Raw genomic sequence first — 21,788 nt, 5'->3', positions numbered from 1 at the left:
GCCGGACGGCTATCCGGCGGCCAGCTCCTCCAGGCGGTAGGGAAGGTACGCCGAGTCGTCCACGAGCGCCGAGGCGCCCCGCCACCACCCGAACCACTCCCCGCTCCGCCACATCCAGTCCACGCGTTCGATGGCGGCCACCACGTCGCCGACCGTCTCCCAGCGCTCGCCGAGCTGCTCCCGGGTGGCGCCGTGCCGCACCGCCCAGGCCCGCAGGACTCCCCCGGCGGCGGCCGGGACCTCGCGGGCGTACGGGTCGGGGTCCTCGCCGGGCAACCGGTGCGGCCCCAGCCCGGCCGCCACCCCCCAGCTCCACTGCGCCTCGGCGGGCCGGGAGTAACGCAGGGAGTGGAAGTCGAGGTTGGACCCGAGATCCTCGTCGGGCCTGCGGGTGACGACCGCGTCGAGCCGCCCGCCGGCGTCGAAGTGAACGACCAGCCGCTGCCCCGGCTTCACCCCGGGCGGCAGCCGGAAGCGGTCCTCGGCATGCCACGAGTTGAGGTCGACCTCGGCGACGGGCCGGCCCCACAGCTGGTCGGCGGCGTCGTCGGAGATCCAGGCGGCCAGCATCTCCAGCGCGGTCAGATCGGTCCAGGGCTCGATCGCGACCGCCGTGCGCACCACCTCGTCGGGCGCCGGCAGCTTGCCGCCCCTGGGCCGGATCCACCACTCCTCGCCCAGCTCGCGGGTGCCCACGAGCAGCGCGGCGATGGCGGCCAGCTCGGCCGAGCGCCGGGTGAGCGAGGCTCCGAGCGCGAGCTCCAGCGTCCGCCCGGTCCGCTCGTCCCCGAGCACCGGGCGCACGTCGACGATCAAGGTCTCGGCTGTGGGGCGCTCGTCGCCCAGCAGGTTGCGAACGACTCTCCTGGCTTCGGTTCGTGCGTCTTCCGCGTGTGCCTGCCGCATACCAGCCACGCTACGCCTGGAGATCCTTTTCCGCGAGAGCCCTCATGGGCGCCGGGAGGCTCGTCCGATGAGCCAGCCCACCGCGACGCCCGTGAGCGCGATGCCCGCCCCCATCCCGAACGACGCCAGCATCACCCACGGCCGCGTCTGCGTGTGCGGTCTGGGGACCCGCCCGTACACGGCGCCGCCCGCCGGGCTCACCGCTTCCGCCTCGGCGGGCGCCTGCACCCCGGCGGGGACGGCCGCCGCACACAGGTGATCCTCGACGGCCGCGAAGAACTCCCCCGCCGTCCGCTTGGCCACCGACCCCAGCATGCGCTGCCCGACCCCGCCGATCATCCCGCCGATCACCGCGTCGGCGTCGTAGTCGACCCGGGTCCCGTCGTCGACCTCGCTCAGCCGCACCACGACGGTGGCGTCCACCGTTCCGGGCGCCCCCTGCCCGCGCGCCTTGAGCGTGAAGCTCTCGGGCGCGAGCGGGTCGGTGAGCGACACCTCCCCCTGGTAGACGCCCTTGATGGACGCGACGCCCGCGTTCACGGTCATCCGGTACGTGTCCGGCCCGGTCTCCTCAAGGCACTCGCATCCCGGAATGGTGCTCGCCAGCACCGCCGGATCCTGGAGCGCAGCCCACACCCGATCCCTCTGAACGCCGATCACGGCAGTACCCGCCACCTTCATGTCGCCACTCTAAGCAGCCGGGACCAGGTGGATAAGGGCAACACCTGACAGAGGAAGACAAGACTTGAGGATCATGCCTGGCAAGATGGGGCCCCATGCGCGCGTTGAAGATCATGCCCCGTCCGGCCGCCGTCGCCTGCGTGCTGGCCCTCCTCGCCGCGTGCACCCCCGCCGAGACCGCGAGCGTCCACCGGCCCGGCACCACCTCCGCCCCGAGTTCCCCGTCCGCACGGCCCGAGGCCACCCGGCACGGCCCGCCGGGCGAGCAGCCGCGCACGGGCGAGGTGCGCCCGGTCGAACACGCCGGCGACCTGCCGCCCGTGATCAGCTCGATCCCCACCAGGCGCAAGGTCGTCTTCCTGACCATCGACGACGGCTGGGAGCAGGATCCGGGCTTCGTCAAGCAGGTACGCGACCAGCGCATCTCCATCACCGCCTTCGCCATGCGCGACGCCGTGGAGGCCAAGGGCACCCCGGACCCGGCCGGCGGCCCAGGGAAATACGTAGGTGCCGGTAAATGGGGATATTTCCGGCAGCTCCGCAACGCCGACGTCGCCATCGAGAACCACACCCTCACCCACCCCAACCTCCGCCTGCTCTCCCAGGACGCCCAGCGCCGCGAGATCTGCGGCTCCTCCCAGGTCATCAGGAAGGAGCTGGGCGCCAGGCCCACGCTGTTCAGGCCCCCGTTCGGCAACTACAACACCGACACGCTCAGGGCCGCCAAGAGCTGCGGCATCGAGGCGGTCCTCCTCTGGACGGCCACCGTCCAGCCGGGCGGCAAGATCGCCTACCAGGTGCCCGACAAGCGCCTGCGCCCGGGCGACATCCTGCTCCTCCACTTCCGTCCCAATCTGGCCGGGGACTTCCGCATCCTGGTCAACAAGATCAAGCGCCGCGGATTCGAGCTGGGCAACCTCCAGGCGTACCTGGCCGCCATGGCTGTCGACCGGTAGGCGTACCCCTGAATCACCCCGGCGGCGGACGCGCCGGGGCCCGTCCGCACGGGATCCTCGATGCGGCAACAACCAACGGGGAGCGATGTGACCAAGCTCGCATCGCGTTGCTCTACGAGCTGTAGTACTACTTCAAGTAGATAAACTACACGCTGTAGAGCTCAGGGAGTCGGCGGGGAGATGGACGCACTTGACCTGGCACGGTGGCAGTTCGGGGTGACCACCGTGTACCACTTTCTGTTCGTCCCCTTGACCATCGGTCTGGGGATCTTCGTGGCGGGCCTGCAGACGGCCTGGCACCGGACAGGGAAAGAGCACTACCTGAAGCTCACGAAGTTCTTCGGGAAGCTGTTCCTGATCAACTTCGCCATGGGCGTGGTCACCGGCATCGTGCAGGAGTTCCAGTTCGGGATGAACTGGAGTGAATACTCCACGTTCGTCGGCGACGTCTTCGGGGCGCCGCTGGCCATGGAGGCGCTGCTGGCCTTCTTCATGGAGTCCACGTTCCTGGGGCTGTGGATCTTCGGATGGGACCGGCTGCCGAAGAAGGCGCACCTGGCGTGCATCTGGGCGGCCGCCATCGGGTCCAACTTGTCGGCGTATTTCATCCTCGCGGCCAACGCCTGGATGAAGCACCCCGTCGGCTACGAGGTCGTGGACGGCAGGGCCAGGATGACCGACCTGTGGGCCGTGCTGACCAACTCCACGGCGGTGGCGCAGGTGCCCCACGTGATCGGGGCGGCGTTCATCGTGGCGGGCGGATTCGTGCTGGCCGTGAGCGGCTACTGGCTGCTCAGGACGCGCGCCCCGATGTGGCGCGGCGCGGCCCGCGCCGCCCTCGTCATGACGGCCCTCGCGGGCGCCGTCGTCGCGGGCACCGGCGACATGTCGGCCAGGCTGATGTACGAGCAGCAGCCCATGAAGCTGGCCTCCGCCGAGGGCCTGGAGCGCGACACGGCCGGCGCGGCGTTCTCCCTCGTCCCGGGCATCGAGATCCCCAAGGTCCTCAGCTTCCTGTCCGCCCACGACCCGAACGCCACCGTCCAGGGCACCGAGGACCTGCAGCGCCGCTTCGAGCAGCAGTTCGGCCCGGGCGACTACCGGCCTGACCAGCCGGTCGTGTTCTGGTCGTTCCGGGTGATGATGGGGTTCGGGATGGCCACGGTGGGCCTGTCGGTGCTGGGCCTCTGGCTGACCCGGCGCAGGCGTGAGTTCCCGAGGTGGCTGTCGCGGGCGATGCTCCTGGCGGTGCCGCTGCCGCTGGTCTCGGTGATCGCCGGGTGGCTGCTGAGCGAGATCGGCCGCCAGCCGTGGACGGTCGCGGGCGAGCTGCTCACCGCCTCCAGCGTGTCGCCAGGGGTGAGCCTGGCCGAGGTGGCCACGTCCCTGACGATCTTCACGCTCCTGTACGGCGCGCTCGCCGTGGCCGAGGTCGTCCTGCTGACCAGGCATGTCCGCAAGGGCGTCGAGGAACAGGCGCCCACCCCCGCCGCCGCCGAGCGGCGCGAGCCGTCGCTGATGTACTGAGGGAGCAGACAATGATCGAGTTGTGGTTCGTCATCATCGCCTTCCTCTGGACGGGCTACTTCGTGCTGGAAGGCTTCGACTTCGGCGTCGGCATGCTGGCCCCGCTGGTCAGCCGCAACCCCGGCGAGCAGCGGCAGAGCCTGCAGACCATCGGCCCGGTGTGGGACGGCAACGAGGTGTGGCTGATCACCGCCGTCGGCGCCATGTTCGCCGCGTTCCCCGCCTGGTACGCGGGGGTGTTCAGCTCGTTCTACCTGCCGGTGACCCTCGTGCTGGTCGGCCTGATCGTGCGCGGCGTCGGCCTGGAGTGGCGCGGCAAGGTGAACGACCCGCGCTGGTGCGACCTGGGCATCGTGGTGGGCAGCGCGCTCCCGGCGTTCCTGTGGGGGGCGGTCTTCGCCGACCTGGTGTTCGACAGCGTGCCGGCCGCCCTGCTGGGAGGCGCGTTCTCGCTGGCGGTGTGCGCCCTGCACGGCGCCGTTTTCCTGGCGCTCAAGACCACCGGCCCGGTACGCCGTCGCGCCCGCGTCGTGGCGATGGCCGCCAGCGGCGTGGCCGTTCCGGTGGCCGTGGCCGCCCTGTCGAGCCTGGGCACGTTCCCCGCGCTGGCCGCCATGGCGGCGCTGGCAGCGGCCACGGCGCTGATCTGGCGCCGCCGCGAGGGCTGGGCCTTCGCGGCCACGGCGGGGGCGATCGTGCTGTCGACCCTGGCGGTCTTCATGGAGCTGCGCCTGCGCCCGTTCCCCGGCCTGACGCTGGCGGAGGCGGCCTCCGGGCCGTACACGCTGACGATGCTGAGCTGGATCGGCCTGATCACGCTCCCGTTCGTGCTGGTCTACCAGGGGTGGACGTACTGGGTGTTCAGGAAGCGCGTCCGGGTGGAGGGCACCCTCCTCACGCACGGCTAGGTGACAGGGGCGCCACCGAGGTAGAGGCGGCCGAGCCGGGGGTCGGCGGCCAGCTCGCGGGCGGGGCCGGAGATGTGGACGCGGCCGAGGTCGAGCACGCACCCGACGTCGGCCATCTCCAGCGCCCGGCGCGCGTTCTGCTCCACCAGCAGCACGGCGACGCCCGTGCGGCGCATCAGGTCGATCTGGTCGAAGACCACCTGCGTGTTACGCGGGTCGAGCCCCATCGACGGCTCGTCCAGCAGCACCACGGAGGGCTCCAGCATGAGCGCCCGCGCGAACTCCACCTGCTTCTGCTGCCCGCCCGACAGCAGCCCGGCCATGCTCCCCCACCGCTCGCCCACCACGGGGAACAGCTCCTTGACCGCCTCCATCCGGGCCTGGAGCTTCGCGGAGTCGCGCACGGTGAAGCCGCCGAGCCGCACGTTCTCGGCCACGGTCATCTCGCGGAACACGCTGTGCCCCTGCAGCACGTGGGCGAGCCCGCGCCCGAGCAGGCGCTGCGGCGACAGGCCCGTCACGTCCTGGCCGGCCAGCAGGACCCGCCCCGACCGGGGCGCGAGCAGCCCGCTGGCGACCTTGAGCGCGGTGGACTTGCCCGCGCCGTTCGGCCCCACCAGGCAGACGACCTCGCCGGCGCGCACGGTGACGGTCAGGCCGCGCAGCACCGGCGCGGCCCTGCCGTAGCCTGCCTCGACGTCTTCCAGTGCCAGGAGGGTCTCAGACACCGAGGTACGCCTCCAGCACGCGCGGGTCGTCCCGCACCTCGGCGGGCGGGCCCGCCGCGATCGGCGCTCCCCGGTCGAAGACGATCACGTGGTCGCACATGCCCATCACCATGTCCATGTTGTGCTCGACGACGAGGAACGTACGGCCCTCCGCGTTGAGGTCGCGTACGAGCGAGACGATCCGGTCGATCAGCGCCGGGTTGACCCCGCCCGCCGGCTCGTCCAGCAGCACCAGCTCGGGCTCGGCCATGAGGACGGCGGCCAGCTCCAGCAGCTTCTGCTGGCCGTAGGACAGGTCGCGGGCCTCGGCGTCCTCCAGGTGGTCGATGCCCATGCGCCGCAGCCAGTGCCGGGCCCGCTCGACCTCGCCCTGGTCCCGCAGCCCGGCCAGCAGCTCGCGCAGGCGGGTGCGGCGGACGGCGACCAGCATGTTCTCCAGCACGGTCAGGCGCGGGAAGACGCGGCAGAGCTGGAAGGTGCGGCCGATGCCGGCGTGCGCTATGCGGTGCGGCGAGTGGCGGGTGATGTCGCGGTCGCGGTAGAGCACCCGGCCGGAGTCCGGCTTGATCATGCCGGTGACGATGTTGAAGAACGTGGTCTTGCCGGAGCCGTTGGGGCCGATCAGGCCGTTGATCCTGCCCTCCTGGAGCTCGACGCTCGCGCCGTCCACGGCGAGCACCCCGCCGAACGACTTGGTCAGTCCCTCGGTGCGCAACGAAGTCACTGTGTCACTCATCGGGCCACCCCCTGGAGCCGCTGTTCGGCCGTCTCGTCCGGGATGGAGGGCCCGGCGCGCCTCCTGGTGAGCCGGGCGAGGATGCCGTCCGGCATGAACAGCACGACCAGCACGAGCAGCAGGCCCGTCGCGGTCAGGTGGATCTGCGTCTCGCCCAGCGCGATCAGAAAGTACTCGCCGGCCGGGGCCACGATGAGCGCCCCGAGCAGCGGCCCGAACAGGTGCCTGACCCCGCCGAGCAGGCTCATCAGCACCATGTACGACCCGATGAGGATGGAGAAGACGAAGATCGGGTCGAGGCTGCCGAACCAGACCGCGTAGAGCCCTCCGGCGAGCGACACGAACAGGGCCGACAGGGCGAAGGCCGTCACCTTGTACGCCCCCGTCGGCACCCCCAGGGACTCGGCCTTGTCCTCGTCCTCCCTGATCGCCCGCAGGCCGGCGCCGAACCGGGAGCGCGAGACGTACCACCAGGACAGCAGCGCGAGCCCGAGCAGCGCCAGGAACAGGTAGAAGAACACGATGTGCGTCTGCCCCCGGTGCAGGTCGGGGAAGGGCGAGGGGACCTGCAGCCCGGTGGAGCCGCCGGTGAGCGAGCGCCAGCCCTGCACGACGAGGTTCATCATCGACACGAGCGCGATCGACACGATCACGAACGACGCGCCGCGCACCCGCACGGCCGCGACGCCGACGAACACGGCGAACGCCGTCACGGCGACGGCCGACACCAGCAGGGCCGCGACCCACGGCACGCCCAGCCGCACGATCAGCAGGCCGGTCCCGTACGCGCCGAGGCCGAAGAACGCCGAGTGGCCGAGGGAGACGTATCCGGTGAAACCGCCCAGCAGGTTCCAGGACGTGGACATGGCCGCGTACATGACGGTCAGCGCGCCCGCGTACACGAGGTAGTAGTTGGGGACCAGCCACGGATAGGCCAGCGCCAGGCAGGCGACCAGCAGCGGGATCCCTCTAGAAGCGATGCGCAAGCCGGCCTCCGAAGAACCCCTGGGGGCGCGCGAGCAGCGTCAGGAAGAGGAAGACGTAGAACATCATCGTGGCCCAGGTGGCGTCCACGGTCACCAGCACGAGGCCCTCGACCACGCCGAGCAGGACGGCCGCCAGCGCCGCGCCGATCACGCTCCCCAGCCCTCCGACCACGATGATGGCCATGAGCTTGCCGATCCACACCCAGTGCGAGGCGGGGAAGAACGGCGTGATGAGCGCGAGCACGGTGCCGCCGACGGCCGCGGTGGCGAGGCCGACGCCGAAGCCGTACCCGGCGACCCGCTCGGTCTGGACGCCGACCAGCCGGGCCGCCTCCCGATGCTGGATGGTGGCCCGCAGCGCCTGCCCGAACCGGCTCTTCACCAGCACCGCGAACAGCACCGCGAGGGTGAGCGCCGCGACGAAGAAGGCGATGATCTTGTCGTACGGGAGGTGCACGCCGCCGATCGTCAGCGACTTGGTCGCGTACTCCATGCTGACCGACTTGTAGGACCCGGTGTAGATCGTCCCGAGCAGCCCCTCGATCGCCAGCGCGATCCCGAACGTCAGCAGCACCGACATCATCGCCAGGTTGTCCGGCGCCAGCCGCGCGACGAGCAGCCGCTGCACCGCCACGCCCAGCACGAAGAAGAGCGGCACGGTGACGGGCAGCGCCAGGAACGGGTCCACGCCGAACGTCGTGTGCACGGTGTAGGTCAGATAGGCGGCCAGGAACAGGAACGCCGGGTGGGCCACCATGACCACCCGCATCACCCCGAAGTACAGCGACAGGCCGGAGGCCAGCAGCGCGTAGAGGCCTCCGGTCAGCACGCCCAGGGCCAGCCCCTGCAGGAGCAGGCTCACCATGGCTTCTTCGGGTAGACGAGGTCGGCCGTCTTGGCCTGCTCGGGGAGCACGATCTCGACCTTTCCGCCGACGTACTGCTGGATCATGTGCGCCTGCTCGGGCCTGCCCTGGTCGTCGAAGGAGAGCTTGCCCACGACCGTGTCGAACGTGCCCTGCCTGATGTGGTCGGCCAGCTTGTCCTGGCACTCCTTGGTGGCGTCGACGCACTTGGCGGCGTTCACGGCGGCCTCGACGACCTGGCCGACGGTGAAGCCGTTGGCGGTGTCCTCGTTCGCCTCGCCGTTGAACATCTCCTTGTGGCGTTTGATCATCTCCTGGTTGCCGGTGAAGGTGGCCGTGGCCGACCAGCCGACGGGCGAGATGATGCTCTCGGCCGCCCCCTTCACCGCGGCGGGGAACTCCGGCTCCGTCGGCCCCGTCGAGAACGCCGCCAGCTTGGGCTGCACCTTCAGCTCCTGCAGCGCGCGCACCAGGCCCACGGAGTCCTCGAACTGCGTGCCGCCCACCACGATGTCCGGCTTGGCCGCGGCGATCTTGGCGGCGATGGGCGAGAAATCGGTGGTCTCGGGCGGGTAGACCTCGTCCACGACCGTCTTGATCCCGGCCGCGGCCAGCTTGTCCCGCAGCCCGTACGCGGTGCCCTGCGCGAACGGGTCGTCCAGGCTCGCGTACGCCGCCGTCTTCGGCCGCTTGTCGGCCGGCAGCTTGATGATGTAGTCGGCCAGGTAGTTGTAGTGGTCGCTGGCGATCGCCGGCGCCGCGTAGAACAGCCGCTTGAAGCCCTGCTCGAAAACCTCCTTGGCGGCCCCGGCCGGCTCCACGAACAGCATGTTGTACGACTCCGCGACCTTCGCCGCGGGGATCACCAGCCGCGACGAGAACGGTCCGAAGACCAGGTTGACCTTGTCCTGGGTGATGAGCGACTCGTAGTCGGAGCTGACCCGGTTGGGGTCGGAGGCGTCGTCGCGGAAGATCAGCTCGACCTTCCTGCCCAGCAGGCCGCCCTTGGCGTTCACCCGGTCGGCCCAGACCTGGTAGCCGTCCTTGATGCCGTTGCCGGGCTCGGCGAAGTCGCCCGTGAGCGGAAGGGAGATGCCGATCTTGACCGGACCCTGCTGCTGCCCCGCCGGCTGAGCCGTCCCCGGCTCGTCGGTCTTGGCGCAGGCAGTCAGGGCCAAAGCGCACATCGAAGTGATCGTCAGGCTCTTGAGTACTCTTGCCATCGAGGAAATCCCCCGTCAGAAGAGGCGCCACGAAAGCGCTTACGTAAGCGCTTTCGGTTACGATTACACGAGATCCGGCCCCGGACAAGGGGGGTTCTCAGCGCATGACCGAGCGATCTCATCCACCCCGCCTCGTCGACGTGGCCAAGGCCGCGGGGGTCTCGCTGGCCACGGCCTCCCGGGCCCTGACGGGCAGCAGCGGCGTCAGCGCCGAGGTCGCCGCCCACGTCCAGGCGGTCGCGTCCCAGGTCGGCTACGTGCCCAACAGCCACGCGCGGGCCCTGGCCGGCGGGCAGGCGTCCATGGTCGGGCTGATCGTGCACGACGTCGGCGACCCCTACTTCGGCGAGATCGCCAGGGGCGTGCTGCGCGAGACCGAGAGCCGCGGCTACATGGCGCTCATCAGCCAGACCGAGCGCGACCCGCGTGCCGAGCTGTCCCGGGTCCGGGCGTTGCGCGCGCACCGCGTGACCTCGATCGTGCTGGCCGGGTCCGGCTACGTCGATGCGGCGACCGAGGCCGACATCGCCACCGAGGTGCGCTCGTTCACGGCGGCGGGCGGCCGGGTGGCCGTCATCGGCCGCCACCACCTGCCGGTGGACGCCGTGCTGCCCGACAACGCGGCCGGCGGCTCCACGCTCATGCACCACCTGCTCGACCTGGGCCACCGCCGCCTCGGCGTGCTCGGCGGCCCGGCCAACCTGACCACGGTGGAAGACCGGCTGGCCGGGCTGCGGGCGGCGCTCGCCGCGGCCGGGCTCGACTGGCGCTCGTTCCCCGTCGTGCACGGCGACTTCACCAGGGAGGGCGGCGCGGCCGCCACGGCCCGGCTGATGCGGGCGCACCCCGACCTGACGGCCGTGGTCGCGCTCAACGACCCGATGGCGGTGGGCGCGCTGTCGTGGCTGCTCAACAACGGGCGCAGGGTGCCCGGGGAGATCTCGGTGGCCGGGTTCGACGACGTGCCGGTGGCGCGCGACGTGTATCCGGCGCTCACCACGATCAGGCTGCCCATGGTCGAGATGGGCAAGCAAGCGCTTGAGCTAGTTCTCAAGCCGCCCGCCTCGCGCCCGCGCCGCCGCCGCACCGCGCACGAGCTGGTCGTACGCGCCTCCACGGCCCCACCGCCGCCTTGACACCGGTCCACCGACCCTCTTGACAGCCGGATCTTCCGGGTTAGTTTCTTTACGGAAGCGCTTTCGGAAGCGCTTACGTTGAGCCATTCGGCGAGAGGATCCTGGATGTCAGCCTTTCGCACCCTCCTCCTGACGGCCATGCTCGCGCTGGCCGTACCGATCCCCGCGCAGGCCGCCACCGCCACGGTGGCACCGGACTGCGGCCCCGGCCAGGCCAAGGTGAAGCACGTCGACGACGGGCGCAACTGGGCGCCGGTGACGCCCGCCAAGTGGCAGTTCCCCGGCGACCAGGTGATCCTCGCCGAGGCCGGCGTCGCCCGCCCGGGCCCGCGGCGGCCCTTCGAGTACGCGGTGCTGAAGACGGGCCCCGAGTTCGGCTCGGTGCGGATCGACGCGCAGGTCCGCCTGGACACCCCGACCAGCGTCAGCAACCGCGACGTGATCATCGTGTTCGGCTACCGGTCGGACACGGAGTTCTACTACGTCCATCTCTCGCAGGACAACACCATCTACCCGCATAACGGGATCTTCGTCGTCAACAACGCGGACCGCCTGCGCATCGACGACCAGTGGAACGGCCAGGTGGGCGCGCCGCCCGCGGTCACCGACACGGCGTGGCACCGCGTCCGCGTCACCCACTGTGTCGAGACCGGCCGCATCGCGGTCTACATGGACGGCGCCACGACGCCGCTGATCACGGCCACCGACCGCACGTTCGCGTCGGGCCGGGTCGGCTTCGGCTCTTTCGACAACATCGGCAGGATGCGCGACATGGCCGTCAAGGGCACCCCCGCCTGCGACAGCGCCGATCAATAGCCCCCGACTCCCCTGGTGGTGAACAGGTATGCCGAAAACCCTCCGGTGCCTGATCGCCGCGGTGCTGGTGACCGCGTTATGCGCGCCGCCGGCAGCCGCGCAGGCCGACCCGACCCCCGTCGACGACCCCATCCCCGAGAAGCCCACCGCCTCGGGGCTGACGCTGACGCTGGAGGAGTTCGCCTCGTTCCCCAAGACGGAGACGACTCCCGAGCCGACCGACCCGCGCCTGGTCCGCACGGCCAGGATCAACTACCTGGGCGAGCTCCCCGACGGCTCGCGCCGCCTGTTCGTCAACGACCTCAACGGCAAGCTCTACTTCCTCGACAAGGGCCAGCCGCGCGAATACCTGGACGTCGGCGCCACTTTCGCGCCCGACTTCGTCTCCGGGCGCGGCCTGGGCAGCGGGTTCGGCTTCGCCGCCTTCCACCCCGAATTCGGCAGGAACGGCAAGTTCTACACCGTGCACACCGAGTGGGGCAACGCGCTGACCACGAAGACCCCCGACCTGACGCCGCAGCCCAGCACCAAGTTCCACGGCGTCATCACCGAGTGGACGGCCACCGACCCGAAGGCGAACGTCTTCTCCGGCACCCGCAGGGAGGTGCTGCGGCTCGGCTTCAGCGGCCAGATCCACGGCATCCAGCAGATCGACTTCAACCCGACGGCCCGCAGGGGCGACAAGGACTACGGCCTGCTGTACGTCGCCGCCGGTGACGGCGCCCGCGGCGTGTCCAGCGACGACCCGCAGAACCTGGCCATCCCGCAGGGCAAGATCCTCAGGATCGACCCGGCCGGCACGAACGGCGCCAACGGCAGGTACGGCATCCCCGCCGCCAACCCGTTCGCCGGGCAGGCCGGCAAGCTCGGCGAGATCTACGCGTACGGCATGCGCGACCCGCACCGCTTCAGCTGGGACCCGCAGGCCGGCAACCGGCTGTTCCTCGGCCACATCGGCGAGCACGCCATCGAGGCCATCTACGACGTCGGCGCCGGCGACAACCTGGGCTGGAGCGAGCGCGAGGGCTCGTTCGTGTTCAGCAAGTCCGACCGCTGCCACCTCTACACGCTGCCGGACGACGACGCGCAGTACGGCTACACCTACCCGGTGGCCGCCTACGACCACGACCCGCCGCCCGGACACTCCTGCACCTCCGACAGCGGCCACGCCGTCACCGGCGGGTTCGTCTACCGCGGGCAGAAGCTGCCGCAGCTGTACGGCAAGTACCTGTTCGGCGACATCGTGGACGGCCAGGTCTTCTTCACCGTCGCCTCCGAGATGGACGAGCGCACCGGCCGCCGGGCCACGATCCACAAGCCGCGGCTGGTGGACGCGTCCGGCAGGCAGCTGACCATGCAGGACCTGGCCGGGAGCACCCGCGTGGACCTGCGCTTCGGCCGGGACGGCGCGGGCGAGCTCTACGTGCTGTCCAAGGCGAACGGGAAGATCTGGAAGATCACCAAGGCCGGCTGGACCCCGCCGAACGTGCTGCCGACCCTGCGCGACCACGTGGTGGCCGCGTACGACTTCGAGCACCCGCTGCCCGCCGACCCGGCCCAGGAGCAGGACCAGGGCCTGTCCGGCACGAACATCACGCTGGTCAACGGCGGCGCCGCCATGCGCGTGGCCGACCAGGCCTACCGGGGCAGCACGTACGCGCTGCAGACCCGCCAGGTCGATCCGGCCACGACCGGCAACGACGACTGGAAGGCCGGCGTCTACGGCGTGGACGGCGTGCCGACGCTGCGCGCGTTCAACGGCGTCAAGGGCGCGACCGTCATGGGCTGGTTCAAGATGCTGGGCGACGGCCCGGCGCCCAACTCCAACACCGAGGACCCGGCCGACTTCTTCAACGCGATCGGCCTGGCCGGGGTGCTCAGCGGCAACTCCCAGGGGCACGACGTCCGGGCCCTGCTCGAGCTCATCACGGTGAACGGCGAGATGAGGGTCGTGGCACTCGCCCGGCGCGTGGACGGCAGCGCCTCCCAGACGTTCGCCGCGAACAAGCCCTGGCGGGAGGTGCTGCCTCGGGACCAGTGGGTGTTCCTGGCCGCGACGTTCGACTTCGACAAGGGGACGATGAAGCTCTACAGGAACGGCCGCCCGCTCGACGGGTTCTACTCGGTCACCGGCGACCCATGGGGTATCGAAGGGGACCCCGAGCCGGACGTCACCTCGGCGACGGACCCGAGAGGCATCAAGATCGGCGGTAGCTATCCGCAGAACACCAGGGAGCAGAACCCCTGCGACTGCCGGATGGACGGCCTGACGTTCCTGGACCGTGTCGCGGCCCCGGCCGAGGTCTGGGCCCAGTACGAGTTGCTGAAGCTCCGCTAGCCGATGGTCTTCATCTGCTTCGTACGGTGATCAGTGAGGTGGAGGTCGCCGCCGAGCCGCTCCTTCAGCAGGTCGAGCACCTTGCGACTGGACAGCACGGTCCAGAGGTTGCCGACCAGGTGGGGGTTGTACTCGGGGGCGGCGTCCATCCAGGCGTCCTTGCCCGCCTGCGTCTTGAACGTCGTGACGAAGAACTCGCCATCGGGGGTCTTGCAGTAGCCGGTGCGGATCTCGGCGGCGTTGACCTGCATCTTCGGCTTGCAGCCGACCTTGGCCGAGAGCTGCTCGACGGTGAGGGGGGCGGCGTGGCCCTGCTTTCCGGCTGCTGCGACATAGCCGCCTCCGCTCCCTGAGGAGCATCCGGCGACCAGTCCGGCCAGCAGCGCGAAAGCGGCCAGACGTGGAAGTGTCGTCATGTGCGAAGGTACGCGGGCCCACCAGCCCCGGTTCACCTCATACCGATTGGTTACTTCGGTGGCGCCGGCGTCTGGGAGACCCTGTGGTCCATCAGATGCAGATCGCCGCTGAGCGGCTCCTTCAGCTGCTCCAGCACCGGGAGCGGGCCCAGGACGGTCCACTGCGGGCCGACCAGGTGCGGGTTGTACTCCGGCGCCCGGTCCATCCACTCGTCCTTGAGCTTCTCGCTGGCGAACGTGTTGACGAAGAACTGACCCGCCTTGGTCTTGCAGTAGCCGGTGCGGAGGTCGGAGGCCTCGACCTGCATCTTCGGCTTGCAGCCGACCTTGGCGGAGAGTTGCTCGACGGTGAGAATTGCGGCTGGTTTCTGCGTTTCGCCCGCTGCGACGTAGTCGCCCCAGCCCCCTGAGGAGCATCCGGCGACCAGTCCGGCCAGCAGCGCGAAAGCGGCCAGACGTGGAAATGTCGTCATGTGCGGAGGTACGCACCCTCGATCACCCCGGTTCACCCCGAATCAGCCCAAACCTGAGCGATTCCATCAGCGCAGGATGACGCAGCCCTGATCGCGGAGCCGTCGGAGCACCTCAGGCTCGCCGTCGAGCTTGTTCCACCGCAGGTCGAGCTTCTCCAGCGGGGGCAGGCTCGCGGGCAGCTCACGCAGCCGGTTGTTGCGCAGGTCGAGGTGCCTGAGCCCGGGCGGCAGGCGGTCCGGCAGCTCGCGGAGGTGGTTGTTGCGCAGGTCGAGCACGCGCAGCTCGCCCAGCTCGGCGATGGAGGCGGGCAGCCGGGTCAGCCGGTTGCCCTGCGCGTGCAGCTCCCGTAGCCCGGCCAGGCCGCCGATGGCCTCGGGCAGGGACTCCAGCCGGTTGTTGTAGAGGCGCAGCTCCACCAGCGCGGCCATCCGCCCCAGCGACTCGGGCAGCCGGGTGAGCCGGTTGTCGGTGAGGTTGAGGTAGGCGAGCCGGTCCAGCCGCCCGATCGCCTCCGGCACCTCGGTGAACCGGTTGTCGCTCAGGTAGAGGTAGTCGGTCAGGTCCAGGTCGCCCAGCTCGGGCGGAACGGAGTCGAGCCGGTTGTGCCCGAGGTCCAGCATGCGCAGCCGGGTCAGCCCGCCGATCGCGGCCGGGACCTCGGTGAGCGCGCTCTCGGCGAGGTTGAGGGATTCGAGGGCGGTCAGCTTCCAGAGCGAGCCGGGCACGTCGGTCAGCCCGTTGCCGCCCGCCGCGAGGTGCCGCAGGGCGGGGCTCAGCCGGTCGGGGATCGCGCCGACGCGATTGCCGTACAGGAAGAGCACCTCCAGGCGCGGCGGGCAGCCGGGGAAGGACGTCAGCTCGTTGCCGTCCAGGTGCAGCGCGCGCAGCGCGGTGAGCCCCGACAGGTCGGGCAGCGAGCGCAGCCGGTTGCCGTCGAGCCGGAGCTCCTCCAGCTCGGTGAGCCCGGCCACCCAGGCGGGCACCTCGGCGATGTCGTTCCAGGCCAGGTCGATCAGGCGGACGTCGGCGGGAACGGCGGGGAATTCGGTCAGACCGGAAGCGGGCGCACGCATGGCGCCGATCATCCCACGGCGCGGGTCATCGGTCGGCGCGGGTCATCGGGCAGCGGGTCATCGGTCGGCGGGTCATCGGTCGGCGGCGCGCAGGTCGAAGAGCTCGGACGGGGAGATCGGCATACGGTCGATCTCGATGCCCTCGGCGTCCTCGATGGCCGAGGCGATCACCGCGGAGACGGGGATCACGCCCGCCTCGCCCGCGCCCTTGACGCCGAGCGGGTTGAGCGGCGACGGCGTCTCCAGGTGGGCGGTCTCGACGCGGGGGATCTCGGTGGCGTACGGCATGAGGAAGTCCATGAAGGAGGCGTTGACGAGCTGGCCGTGCGAGTCGTACACCATGCGCTCGTAGAGCGCCCCGCCGATGCCCTGCGCCACTCCCCCGTGGATCTGGCCCTCCACGATCATCGGGTTGATCAGCCGGCCGCAGTCGTGCACGACCGCGTAGCGCACCACCTTGATCTCGGCCGTGTCCGGGTCGGTCTCGACGATCGCCGCGTGCATGCCCGACGCGAACGTGGACCTGATCGGCGAGTAGTAGTCGCGCCCCTCCAGCCCCGGCTCGTCGCCCTCGGCGACCGGCGGCCGGTCGGGCGACGCGGTGCCGGAGAACTGGGTGGCCTTGGCCGTCTCGTCGTCGAAGGCGTAGCGCAGCGGGTTGGCCAGCACCGCCACCGTGGACAGCGGGATGGACGCGCTCGGCGTGCCGGCCACGTGCACCATCCCGTCGGTGATCTCCAGGTCGGCCGGGTCCGCCTCCAGCGCGTCGGCGGCGATCCGCAGCGCCTTGTCGCGTACTTTCCGGCAGGCCAGCGCGATGGCGTTGCCGCTGACGACGGCCGCCCGCGAGGCGAACGTGCCCACGGCGTAGCCGAACCTGCGGGTGTCGCCGGTGACCACGCTCACCCGCTCGATGGGCACGCCCAGCTCGGTGGCGACGATCTGCGCGAAGGCCGTCTCGTGCCCCTGCCCCTGCGAGGTGAGCCCGGTGGACACGTGCACCCGCCCGTCGGAGGTCACCTGCACGTGCCCGCCCTCGTACGGCCCCACGCCGGTACCTTCGACGTAGCACCCGACGCCGATGCCCCTGCCGGGCCGCGCCTCGAAGGAGTCCCAGCCGATCAGCTCCTTGATCATGCGGAGCATCTCGGGATAGTCGCCGCTGTCGTAGATCAGCGGCCGGCCGTCCTGGAACGTCATCCCCTGGTCGTACGGGAACTCGTCGGGCCCGATGAAGTTGACCTCGCGTACCTCGGTGCGGTCCTTCCCCAGGTAGCGGGCGATCTTGTCCATCGTCCGCTCCATGCAGAACACGCCCTGCGGCCTGCCGGCCCCCCGGTAGGGCGTGACCTGCACGGTGTTGGTGTAGACGGCGGTGAACTCGACCCGGTACGCCCCGATCTTGTACGGCCCCAGGAGCTGCGTGGAGGTGACGATCGGCACGATGATCCCGTAAGGCGTGTAGGCGCCGTGGTCGTGCAGGATCGTCACGTCCAGGCCGAGCACGCGGCCGTCGTCGTCGAAGCCGACCCGTACGTACTGGACCTGGCCGCGCTCGTGGGCCGAGGAGATGAAGTGCTCCCTGCGGTCCTCCGTCCACTTGATCTCGCGCCCGAGCGTCATGGCGGCCCACGGCACCAGCACCTCCTCGGGCCACGGGTGCACGATCTTCACCCCGAAGCCGCCGCCCACGTCGGGCGCGATCACCTCGACCTGCGGCAGCGGCAGCTCCAGCGCGGCGGCGACGGCCATGCGGACGCTGGTGGAGGTCTGGGTGCTGGAGTAGACGCGCAGGTCCCGGCCGTCCCACCGGGCGTACACGCCGCGCCCCTCCAGCGGCATGCTGGCGCTGCGCTCGATGTCGAGCCGGAAGGCCAGCGTGTGCGGCGCGGTCTCGATCGCCTCGCGCGCGCCGCGCCCGTCCGTCCCCGCGACCTCCTGGACGAGGTGCGCGCCGACGTTGCCCGGCACGTCCTCGTGCACGAGCTGGGCGCCCTGCACGGCCTCCTCCAGGCCGACGACCGGCTTCAGGAGCTCGTAGTCGACCTCGATGAGCGCGCAGGCGTCCTCGGCGGCGTACCTGTCCGCCGCCACGACCATGACCACCGGCTCGCCGACGTGCCTGACGATGTCCCTGGCCAGCGGGTACGCGGTGCGCCCGTGCGTGAGCGCCGGGTGCGGGATCAGCAGCGGCAGCGGCCGGCCGACCCGTCCGGGCAGGTCCTCCCAGGTGTAGATGGCGACGAGCCCTTCGACGTCGAGCGCGGGGCCCACGTCGATGTCGCGGATGCGGGCGTGCGCGTGCGGCGAGCGCACGAACGCGGCGGCCAGCGCGTCGGGGCCGAGGTCGTCGAGATAGCGGCCCCTGCCGGTGAGCAGCCTGGGGTCCTCCCGCCGCTGCACGGGCTCCCCGAACAGCCTCGTCGTCATGCTTCCTCCGCCAGCAGCTCGGCGGCCCGGTGGACGGCCTTGACGATGTTCTGGTAGCCGGTGCACCGGCACAGGTTGCCCGAGATGCCTTCCAGCACCTCGTCGTCCGTGGGGGTGGGGTTGTCCCGCAGCAGGGCGGTCACCGTACACAGGAACCCCGGCGTGCAGAACCCGCACTGCAACCCGTGACACTCGGCAAAAGCCCGCTGGACTGCGCTCATGGCCTCACTCCGTGAGGCGGGCTCGGTCGCCCTGGTGCCGTCGCCGGCCAGCCCTTCGACCGTGGTGATCTCGGACCCGTCCACGCTGACCGCGAACGTCAGGCACGACCGGATCGGCTCCCCGTCGAGCAGCACGGTGCAACAGCCGCAGACGCCGTGCTCGCAGCCGACGTGGGTGCCGGTCAGGCCGAGGTCGTGGCGCAGGCAGTCGGACAGCAGGCGTCTGGCGGGCACGCCGACCCGCCTGGCCGTGCCGTTCACGACGAGCGTGATCTCATGCTCCACGATCCCCTGCCTCCCTGGTCGCGTTCCGTACGGCCCGCTCGGCCAGCACGCCCACGAGGTGGCGGCGGTAGGCGGCCGAGGCGTGGATGTCGCCCTCGGGTTCGACCCGGTCCCGTACGATCCGCGCCGCGTCCGCGGGGCTCTCCGTCACGTCCACGACCATCGGCACGGGGCCGACGCCGATGCAGGCGAGCCTGGCGGCCTCGACCCGGCCGTCCTCGTCGAGCGTGACGACGGCGCAGACGCCGGCCAGGGCGTAGTCGCCGTGCCGCCGGGCCACCTCCTCGAAGGCTGCCCCGGTACGCGGACCCAATGCCGGGAAATATGCCGACACGGCCAGCTCGCCCGGCTGGACCGCCGACTCCATGGGCCCGACGAAGAACTCCTCGGCGCCCACGTCCCGTACCTGCCCCTGCCGGGCCACCCGTACGGAGCCGCCCAGGACGGCCAGCACGGCCGGCAGCTCGGCGGCCGGGTCGGCGTGCACGAGGCTGCCCACCACGGTCCCCCGGTTCCGGATCACCGGATGGGCGACCAGCCGCAGCGCCCGGCTCAGCAGCGGATGCGCCCCGGCCCGCTCCGCCTGCGAGTGCCGGACCGTAGCCCCCACCCGGACACCGTCCCGCTCCGTCTCCATGGCCGACAGCCCCTGGACGCGGTTGATGTCGACGAGATGCTCGGGAGCGGCCAGCCGCATGTTGAGCATGGGGATCAGGCTCTGCCCTCCGGCCAGCACCTTCCCGCCCACCTCCGCGAGGGTCCGGAGCGCCTCGTCGAGGTCGCGGGGGGCGTGGTACTCGAACGGGGGCGGTTTCACCCGGCCTCGCTCCCGGCCGGCCGGGCGGGCCGTCCGGCGATGGCCCGCAGCAGGTGGTATCCGCCCAGCACCACGATGGTGCCGAGCGCGATCCCCTCAAGGGTGAAGTCGCCGCCGATGAAGTGGCTCACAGGTCCGATGGCCAGGATGATGCCCGCGCCGATCGGAACCATGTTGACGGGGTCGGAGAAGTCGACGCGGTTCTCGATCCAGATCCTGGCGCCGAGGAGGCCGATCATCCCGTACAGGATGACGGTGACCCCGCCCAGCACGCCGCCCGGGGTCGCGGCGACCAGCGCGCCGAACTTGGGGCAGAGCCCGAACAGGATGGCGATGATCGCGGCGATGTAGTAGGCGGCGGTCGAGTAGACCTTGGTGGCCGCCATGACGCCGATGTTCTCGGCGTACGTGGTGGTGGGCGAGCCGCCGACCGCGCTGGCGACCATGGTGCCCACCCCGTCGGCCATCACCGCCCGGCCCACGTACGGGTCGACGTCCGCCCCGGTCATCTCGCCGACGGCCTTGACGTGCCCGATGTTCTCGGCGATGAGCGCGATGACGGCGGGCAGCACCAGCAGCACGGCGGAGGTCTTGAAGTCGGGGGCGTGGAAGTTCGGCACCCCGAACCAGGGCGCCGACGCCACGGAGTCGAAGTTCACCCGGTCGTGCGGGAAGGCCGTGGCCACGCAGTACGTCCCCTCGACCGGGCAGCTCGCGCCCGCCGCGTCCCGCAGGTTGGCGCCGGGCAGCACGGACGTGACGGCCCCCGCGGTCTTGTCCAGCACCCACGACAGCACGAACCCCGCGATCAGCCCGACCAGCACCCCGATCCGGCCGACGAACCCCTTGAAGAACACGATCACCAGGAAGGTGACCAGCATGGTGATGAGCGCGACCCAGTGGTCCTGCGGCCAGTAGACGTCCGCCACCACGTACGCCAGCCCGAACCCGATCAGCATGACGACCGCCCCCGTGACCACGGGCGGGAACACGCGATGGATGATCTGCACCCCGAGGAAGTGGACGGCCAGCCCCGCCAGCGCCAGCACGAACCCGGCGACCAGGATCGCACCTGTCACGATCGCGTCCGCGCCGGCCGTGTCACCGCCATAGGCGGCCCTGATCGCCAGCACCCCGCCGACGAAGGACGCGCTGGTGCCGAGATAGCTGGGCACCTTCCCCTTCACGATCAGCAGGAACAGGATCGTCGCGACGCCTGACATCATCACGGCGACGTTCGGGTCCAGCCCCATCACCAGGGGGAAGACGAACGTCGCGCCGAACATCGCGATCACGTGCTGCGCCCCGAAGCCCACCATCCTGGGCCAGCTCAGCCGCTCGTCGGGTCTGACCACCTCTCCGGGCGCCAGGTGCTTGCCGTCACCGTGTTTGGTCCATCCCAAAACCATGAGAGCCCCTCTTGTCCTGGGCCGGCGACACGTTCCGTTGCGGGCACATTAGGCCCGCCGCAACGCTCCTACACGGGCATGATCTGCCAAATCTACGCGCAGGGCCAGTGAAAACCTCGCGCACACGCGATCCGAATTCACTGTGAGGTCAGTTCCAGTGCTGCGGGCGGTGGTAGACGCACCCGTCGGATGCCTGGACGACGTTGGGAAGCTGAGACCGGCGGATCACGGCATGACCCAGCGGGAACCACGCGTCGCTGACGCGCTGCAGAACTTCGGAGCGCCTTCGGGGCGGAAGCACGGTGACCACCCGTGTCTTGGTCCCAAGCTCGTCATTCAGCCGCCTGATGGCATGAACCGCCGCGCATAGGTCAGAGTCGGCCGACACGAGCATGACCGCGTCCACCTGGCGTGTCGCGACATCCGCCACCATGGCCGCGCCGAGCGCCACATCGGACTGCTTTTCGGCGTAGGTCCGGCGCGTCGCTCCACAAGAGTGGCACTGCACCGACTGCTGCTGGTATCTCCCCATGACGACCTGCACGCCGAGGCTTGCCGTCGCGGCCAGATACGTCTCCTGCCGTGCCACGGCCGGGGGATCGTTGCGGATCGCCGCGGTGAAGTAGCTGACACCCACAAGGCGCTGATGCGGCCGCAGCAGGTGCGTCGCCATGGCGCGCAGATCGAGCCAGAGATGCCGCCGTCTCCCGAGCTCCCTCAGGCCGTAGTACAGGTTGAACCCGTCGACATAGACGCCGACGCGCTCGATTCCGGGATTCGACTTGTCGCTCACCGCTATCACGCCCTAACATGGAGTCACCCGCCCGGGGGTACGTTCCCGGGTATGACGGCCCCCG

General features: G+C 70.6%; 21 protein-coding genes. 6 read left to right on the top strand and 15 right to left on the bottom strand.

Annotated features, from left to right (window positions below; translation table 11 throughout):
* Positions 1-9: 9 nt before the first annotated feature.
* Both ABZX61_RS14660 and ABZX61_RS14655 read right to left on the bottom strand, forming a co-directional pair.
* Complete coding sequence (locus ABZX61_RS14660; RefSeq protein WP_355194634.1) at positions 10-906, bottom strand: hypothetical protein; 897 nt, start codon at positions 904-906, stop codon at positions 10-12.
* A 42-nt stretch (positions 907-948) separates the two neighbouring features.
* Complete coding sequence (locus ABZX61_RS14655) at positions 949-1,566, bottom strand: carbon monoxide dehydrogenase subunit G (protein ID WP_355194632.1); 618 nt, start codon at positions 1,564-1,566, stop codon at positions 949-951.
* 116 nt (positions 1,567-1,682) lie between these two features.
* Here ABZX61_RS14655 and ABZX61_RS14650 point away from each other — a divergent pair, with 116 nt between their 5' ends.
* The 3 genes from ABZX61_RS14650 (at position 1,683) to cydB (ending at position 4,978) form a co-directional block, all read left to right on the top strand.
* The gene (locus tag ABZX61_RS14650) at positions 1,683-2,543 is read left to right on the top strand and encodes a polysaccharide deacetylase family protein (protein WP_355194630.1); all 861 of its coding nucleotides are present in this window, start codon (positions 1,683-1,685) and stop codon (positions 2,541-2,543) included.
* A 180-nt stretch (positions 2,544-2,723) separates the two neighbouring features.
* Entirely contained in the window at positions 2,724-4,070 is a 1,347-nt protein-coding gene (locus tag ABZX61_RS14645) for a cytochrome ubiquinol oxidase subunit I (protein ID WP_350722587.1), read from the top strand.
* 11 nt (positions 4,071-4,081) lie between these two features.
* A complete protein-coding gene (gene cydB / locus ABZX61_RS14640; protein WP_350722589.1) occupies positions 4,082-4,978 on the top strand; it encodes a cytochrome d ubiquinol oxidase subunit II in 897 nt (298 codons plus the stop codon).
* Here the strand turns inward: cydB and ABZX61_RS14635 are convergent.
* Genes ABZX61_RS14635 through ABZX61_RS14615 form a run of 5 tightly spaced genes read right to left on the bottom strand, consistent with a single transcriptional unit; the run spans position 4,975 to position 9,516 of the window.
* Positions 4,975-5,706 (bottom strand): ABC transporter ATP-binding protein, encoded by a 732-nt coding sequence (locus tag ABZX61_RS14635; protein ID WP_350722590.1) that lies wholly within the window; start codon positions 5,704-5,706, stop codon positions 4,975-4,977. The two genes, cydB and ABZX61_RS14635, sit on opposite strands and share 4 nt — an antisense overlap.
* Positions 5,699-6,442 (bottom strand): ABC transporter ATP-binding protein, encoded by a 744-nt coding sequence (locus ABZX61_RS14630; RefSeq protein WP_355194627.1) that lies wholly within the window; start codon positions 6,440-6,442, stop codon positions 5,699-5,701. The genes ABZX61_RS14635 and ABZX61_RS14630 overlap by 8 nt, the downstream gene beginning before the upstream one ends.
* Complete coding sequence (locus ABZX61_RS14625) at positions 6,439-7,428, bottom strand: branched-chain amino acid ABC transporter permease (protein WP_355194625.1); 990 nt, start codon at positions 7,426-7,428, stop codon at positions 6,439-6,441. The genes ABZX61_RS14630 and ABZX61_RS14625 overlap by 4 nt, the downstream gene beginning before the upstream one ends.
* Complete coding sequence (locus ABZX61_RS14620) at positions 7,412-8,293, bottom strand: branched-chain amino acid ABC transporter permease (protein WP_355194623.1); 882 nt, start codon at positions 8,291-8,293, stop codon at positions 7,412-7,414. Before ABZX61_RS14620 ends, ABZX61_RS14625 begins: the two co-directional genes overlap by 17 nt.
* A complete protein-coding gene (locus ABZX61_RS14615) occupies positions 8,287-9,516 on the bottom strand; it encodes an amino acid ABC transporter substrate-binding protein (protein WP_350722598.1) in 1,230 nt (409 codons plus the stop codon). The genes ABZX61_RS14620 and ABZX61_RS14615 overlap by 7 nt, the downstream gene beginning before the upstream one ends.
* A gap of 104 nt (positions 9,517-9,620) precedes the next feature.
* Here ABZX61_RS14615 and ABZX61_RS14610 point away from each other — a divergent pair, with 104 nt between their 5' ends.
* From ABZX61_RS14610 to ABZX61_RS14600, 3 genes are all read left to right on the top strand, one after another.
* The gene (locus tag ABZX61_RS14610) at positions 9,621-10,652 is read left to right on the top strand and encodes a LacI family DNA-binding transcriptional regulator (RefSeq protein WP_350722600.1); all 1,032 of its coding nucleotides are present in this window, start codon (positions 9,621-9,623) and stop codon (positions 10,650-10,652) included.
* A 105-nt stretch (positions 10,653-10,757) separates the two neighbouring features.
* On the top strand, positions 10,758-11,468 hold the full coding sequence (locus ABZX61_RS14605) for a hypothetical protein (protein ID WP_355194621.1): 711 nt from the start codon (positions 10,758-10,760) through the stop codon (positions 11,466-11,468).
* Between the two features lie 28 nt (positions 11,469-11,496).
* On the top strand, positions 11,497-13,806 hold the full coding sequence (locus tag ABZX61_RS14600; protein WP_355194619.1) for a PQQ-dependent sugar dehydrogenase: 2,310 nt from the start codon (positions 11,497-11,499) through the stop codon (positions 13,804-13,806).
* On the opposite strand, the gene ABZX61_RS14595 is transcribed toward ABZX61_RS14600, so the two are convergent.
* The 8 genes from ABZX61_RS14595 to ABZX61_RS14560 form a co-directional block, all read right to left on the bottom strand.
* Complete coding sequence (locus ABZX61_RS14595; RefSeq protein WP_350722604.1) at positions 13,803-14,222, bottom strand: hypothetical protein; 420 nt, start codon at positions 14,220-14,222, stop codon at positions 13,803-13,805. The genes ABZX61_RS14600 and ABZX61_RS14595 overlap by 4 nt on opposite strands.
* Positions 14,223-14,272: 50 nt before the next feature.
* Positions 14,273-14,695 carry a hypothetical protein gene (locus ABZX61_RS14590; protein ID WP_350722606.1) on the bottom strand — a complete coding sequence of 141 codons (423 nt, stop codon included), beginning with the start codon at positions 14,693-14,695 and terminating at the stop codon, positions 14,273-14,275.
* Positions 14,696-14,761: 66 nt separating this feature from the next.
* Complete coding sequence (locus ABZX61_RS14585) at positions 14,762-15,769, bottom strand: hypothetical protein (protein ID WP_355194616.1); 1,008 nt, start codon at positions 15,767-15,769, stop codon at positions 14,762-14,764.
* 72 nt (positions 15,770-15,841) lie between these two features.
* Complete coding sequence (gene cutA, locus ABZX61_RS14580) at positions 15,842-18,199, bottom strand: aerobic carbon-monoxide dehydrogenase large subunit (RefSeq protein WP_355194614.1); 2,358 nt, start codon at positions 18,197-18,199, stop codon at positions 15,842-15,844.
* Complete coding sequence (locus tag ABZX61_RS14575) at positions 18,196-18,705, bottom strand: (2Fe-2S)-binding protein (protein WP_350722612.1); 510 nt, start codon at positions 18,703-18,705, stop codon at positions 18,196-18,198. Before ABZX61_RS14575 ends, cutA begins: the two co-directional genes overlap by 4 nt.
* The gene (locus tag ABZX61_RS14570) at positions 18,695-19,522 is read right to left on the bottom strand and encodes an FAD binding domain-containing protein (RefSeq protein ID WP_355194612.1); all 828 of its coding nucleotides are present in this window, start codon (positions 19,520-19,522) and stop codon (positions 18,695-18,697) included. Before ABZX61_RS14570 ends, ABZX61_RS14575 begins: the two co-directional genes overlap by 11 nt.
* On the bottom strand, positions 19,519-20,931 hold the full coding sequence (locus tag ABZX61_RS14565) for a solute carrier family 23 protein (protein WP_355194610.1): 1,413 nt from the start codon (positions 20,929-20,931) through the stop codon (positions 19,519-19,521). Before ABZX61_RS14565 ends, ABZX61_RS14570 begins: the two co-directional genes overlap by 4 nt.
* A gap of 148 nt (positions 20,932-21,079) precedes the next feature.
* Complete coding sequence (locus tag ABZX61_RS14560; RefSeq protein WP_355194608.1) at positions 21,080-21,724, bottom strand: NYN domain-containing protein; 645 nt, start codon at positions 21,722-21,724, stop codon at positions 21,080-21,082.
* Positions 21,725-21,788: the final 64 nt, after the last annotated feature.

The sequence above is a fragment of the Nonomuraea sp. NPDC003709 genome, from assembly GCF_040610775.1.
In the GTDB taxonomy this organism is placed as follows: Bacteria; Actinomycetota; Actinomycetes; order Streptosporangiales; family Streptosporangiaceae; genus Nonomuraea; species Nonomuraea angiospora_A.
The sequence above is the reverse complement of the archived record's forward strand: the minus strand, read 5'-3'. Positions and strand labels throughout refer to the sequence as shown.

What these genes read in the sequence shown, in the direction of transcription:
- ABZX61_RS14660 (WP_355194634.1), bottom strand. Translation starts at nt 906, where the DNA reads ATGCGGCAGGCACACGCGGAAGACGCACGAACCGAAGCCAGGAGAGTC.
- ABZX61_RS14650 (WP_355194630.1), top strand. Translation starts at nt 1,683, where the DNA reads ATGCGCGCGTTGAAGATCATGCCCCGTCCGGCCGCCGTCGCCTGCGTG.
- ABZX61_RS14645 (WP_350722587.1), top strand. Translation starts at nt 2,724, where the DNA reads ATGGACGCACTTGACCTGGCACGGTGGCAGTTCGGGGTGACCACCGTG.
- cydB (WP_350722589.1), top strand. Translation starts at nt 4,082, where the DNA reads ATGATCGAGTTGTGGTTCGTCATCATCGCCTTCCTCTGGACGGGCTAC.
- ABZX61_RS14630 (WP_355194627.1), bottom strand. Translation starts at nt 6,442, where the DNA reads ATGAGTGACACAGTGACTTCGTTGCGCACCGAGGGACTGACCAAGTCG.
- ABZX61_RS14620 (WP_355194623.1), bottom strand. Translation starts at nt 8,293, where the DNA reads ATGGTGAGCCTGCTCCTGCAGGGGCTGGCCCTGGGCGTGCTGACCGGA.
- ABZX61_RS14615 (WP_350722598.1), bottom strand. Translation starts at nt 9,516, where the DNA reads ATGGCAAGAGTACTCAAGAGCCTGACGATCACTTCGATGTGCGCTTTG.
- ABZX61_RS14610 (WP_350722600.1), top strand. Translation starts at nt 9,621, where the DNA reads ATGACCGAGCGATCTCATCCACCCCGCCTCGTCGACGTGGCCAAGGCC.
- ABZX61_RS14605 (WP_355194621.1), top strand. Translation starts at nt 10,758, where the DNA reads ATGTCAGCCTTTCGCACCCTCCTCCTGACGGCCATGCTCGCGCTGGCC.
- ABZX61_RS14600 (WP_355194619.1), top strand. Translation starts at nt 11,497, where the DNA reads ATGCCGAAAACCCTCCGGTGCCTGATCGCCGCGGTGCTGGTGACCGCG.
- ABZX61_RS14595 (WP_350722604.1), bottom strand. Translation starts at nt 14,222, where the DNA reads ATGACGACACTTCCACGTCTGGCCGCTTTCGCGCTGCTGGCCGGACTG.
- ABZX61_RS14590 (WP_350722606.1), bottom strand. Translation starts at nt 14,695, where the DNA reads ATGACGACATTTCCACGTCTGGCCGCTTTCGCGCTGCTGGCCGGACTG.
- ABZX61_RS14585 (WP_355194616.1), bottom strand. Translation starts at nt 15,769, where the DNA reads ATGCGTGCGCCCGCTTCCGGTCTGACCGAATTCCCCGCCGTTCCCGCC.
- cutA (WP_355194614.1), bottom strand. Translation starts at nt 18,199, where the DNA reads ATGACGACGAGGCTGTTCGGGGAGCCCGTGCAGCGGCGGGAGGACCCC.
- ABZX61_RS14565 (WP_355194610.1), bottom strand. Translation starts at nt 20,931, where the DNA reads ATGGTTTTGGGATGGACCAAACACGGTGACGGCAAGCACCTGGCGCCC.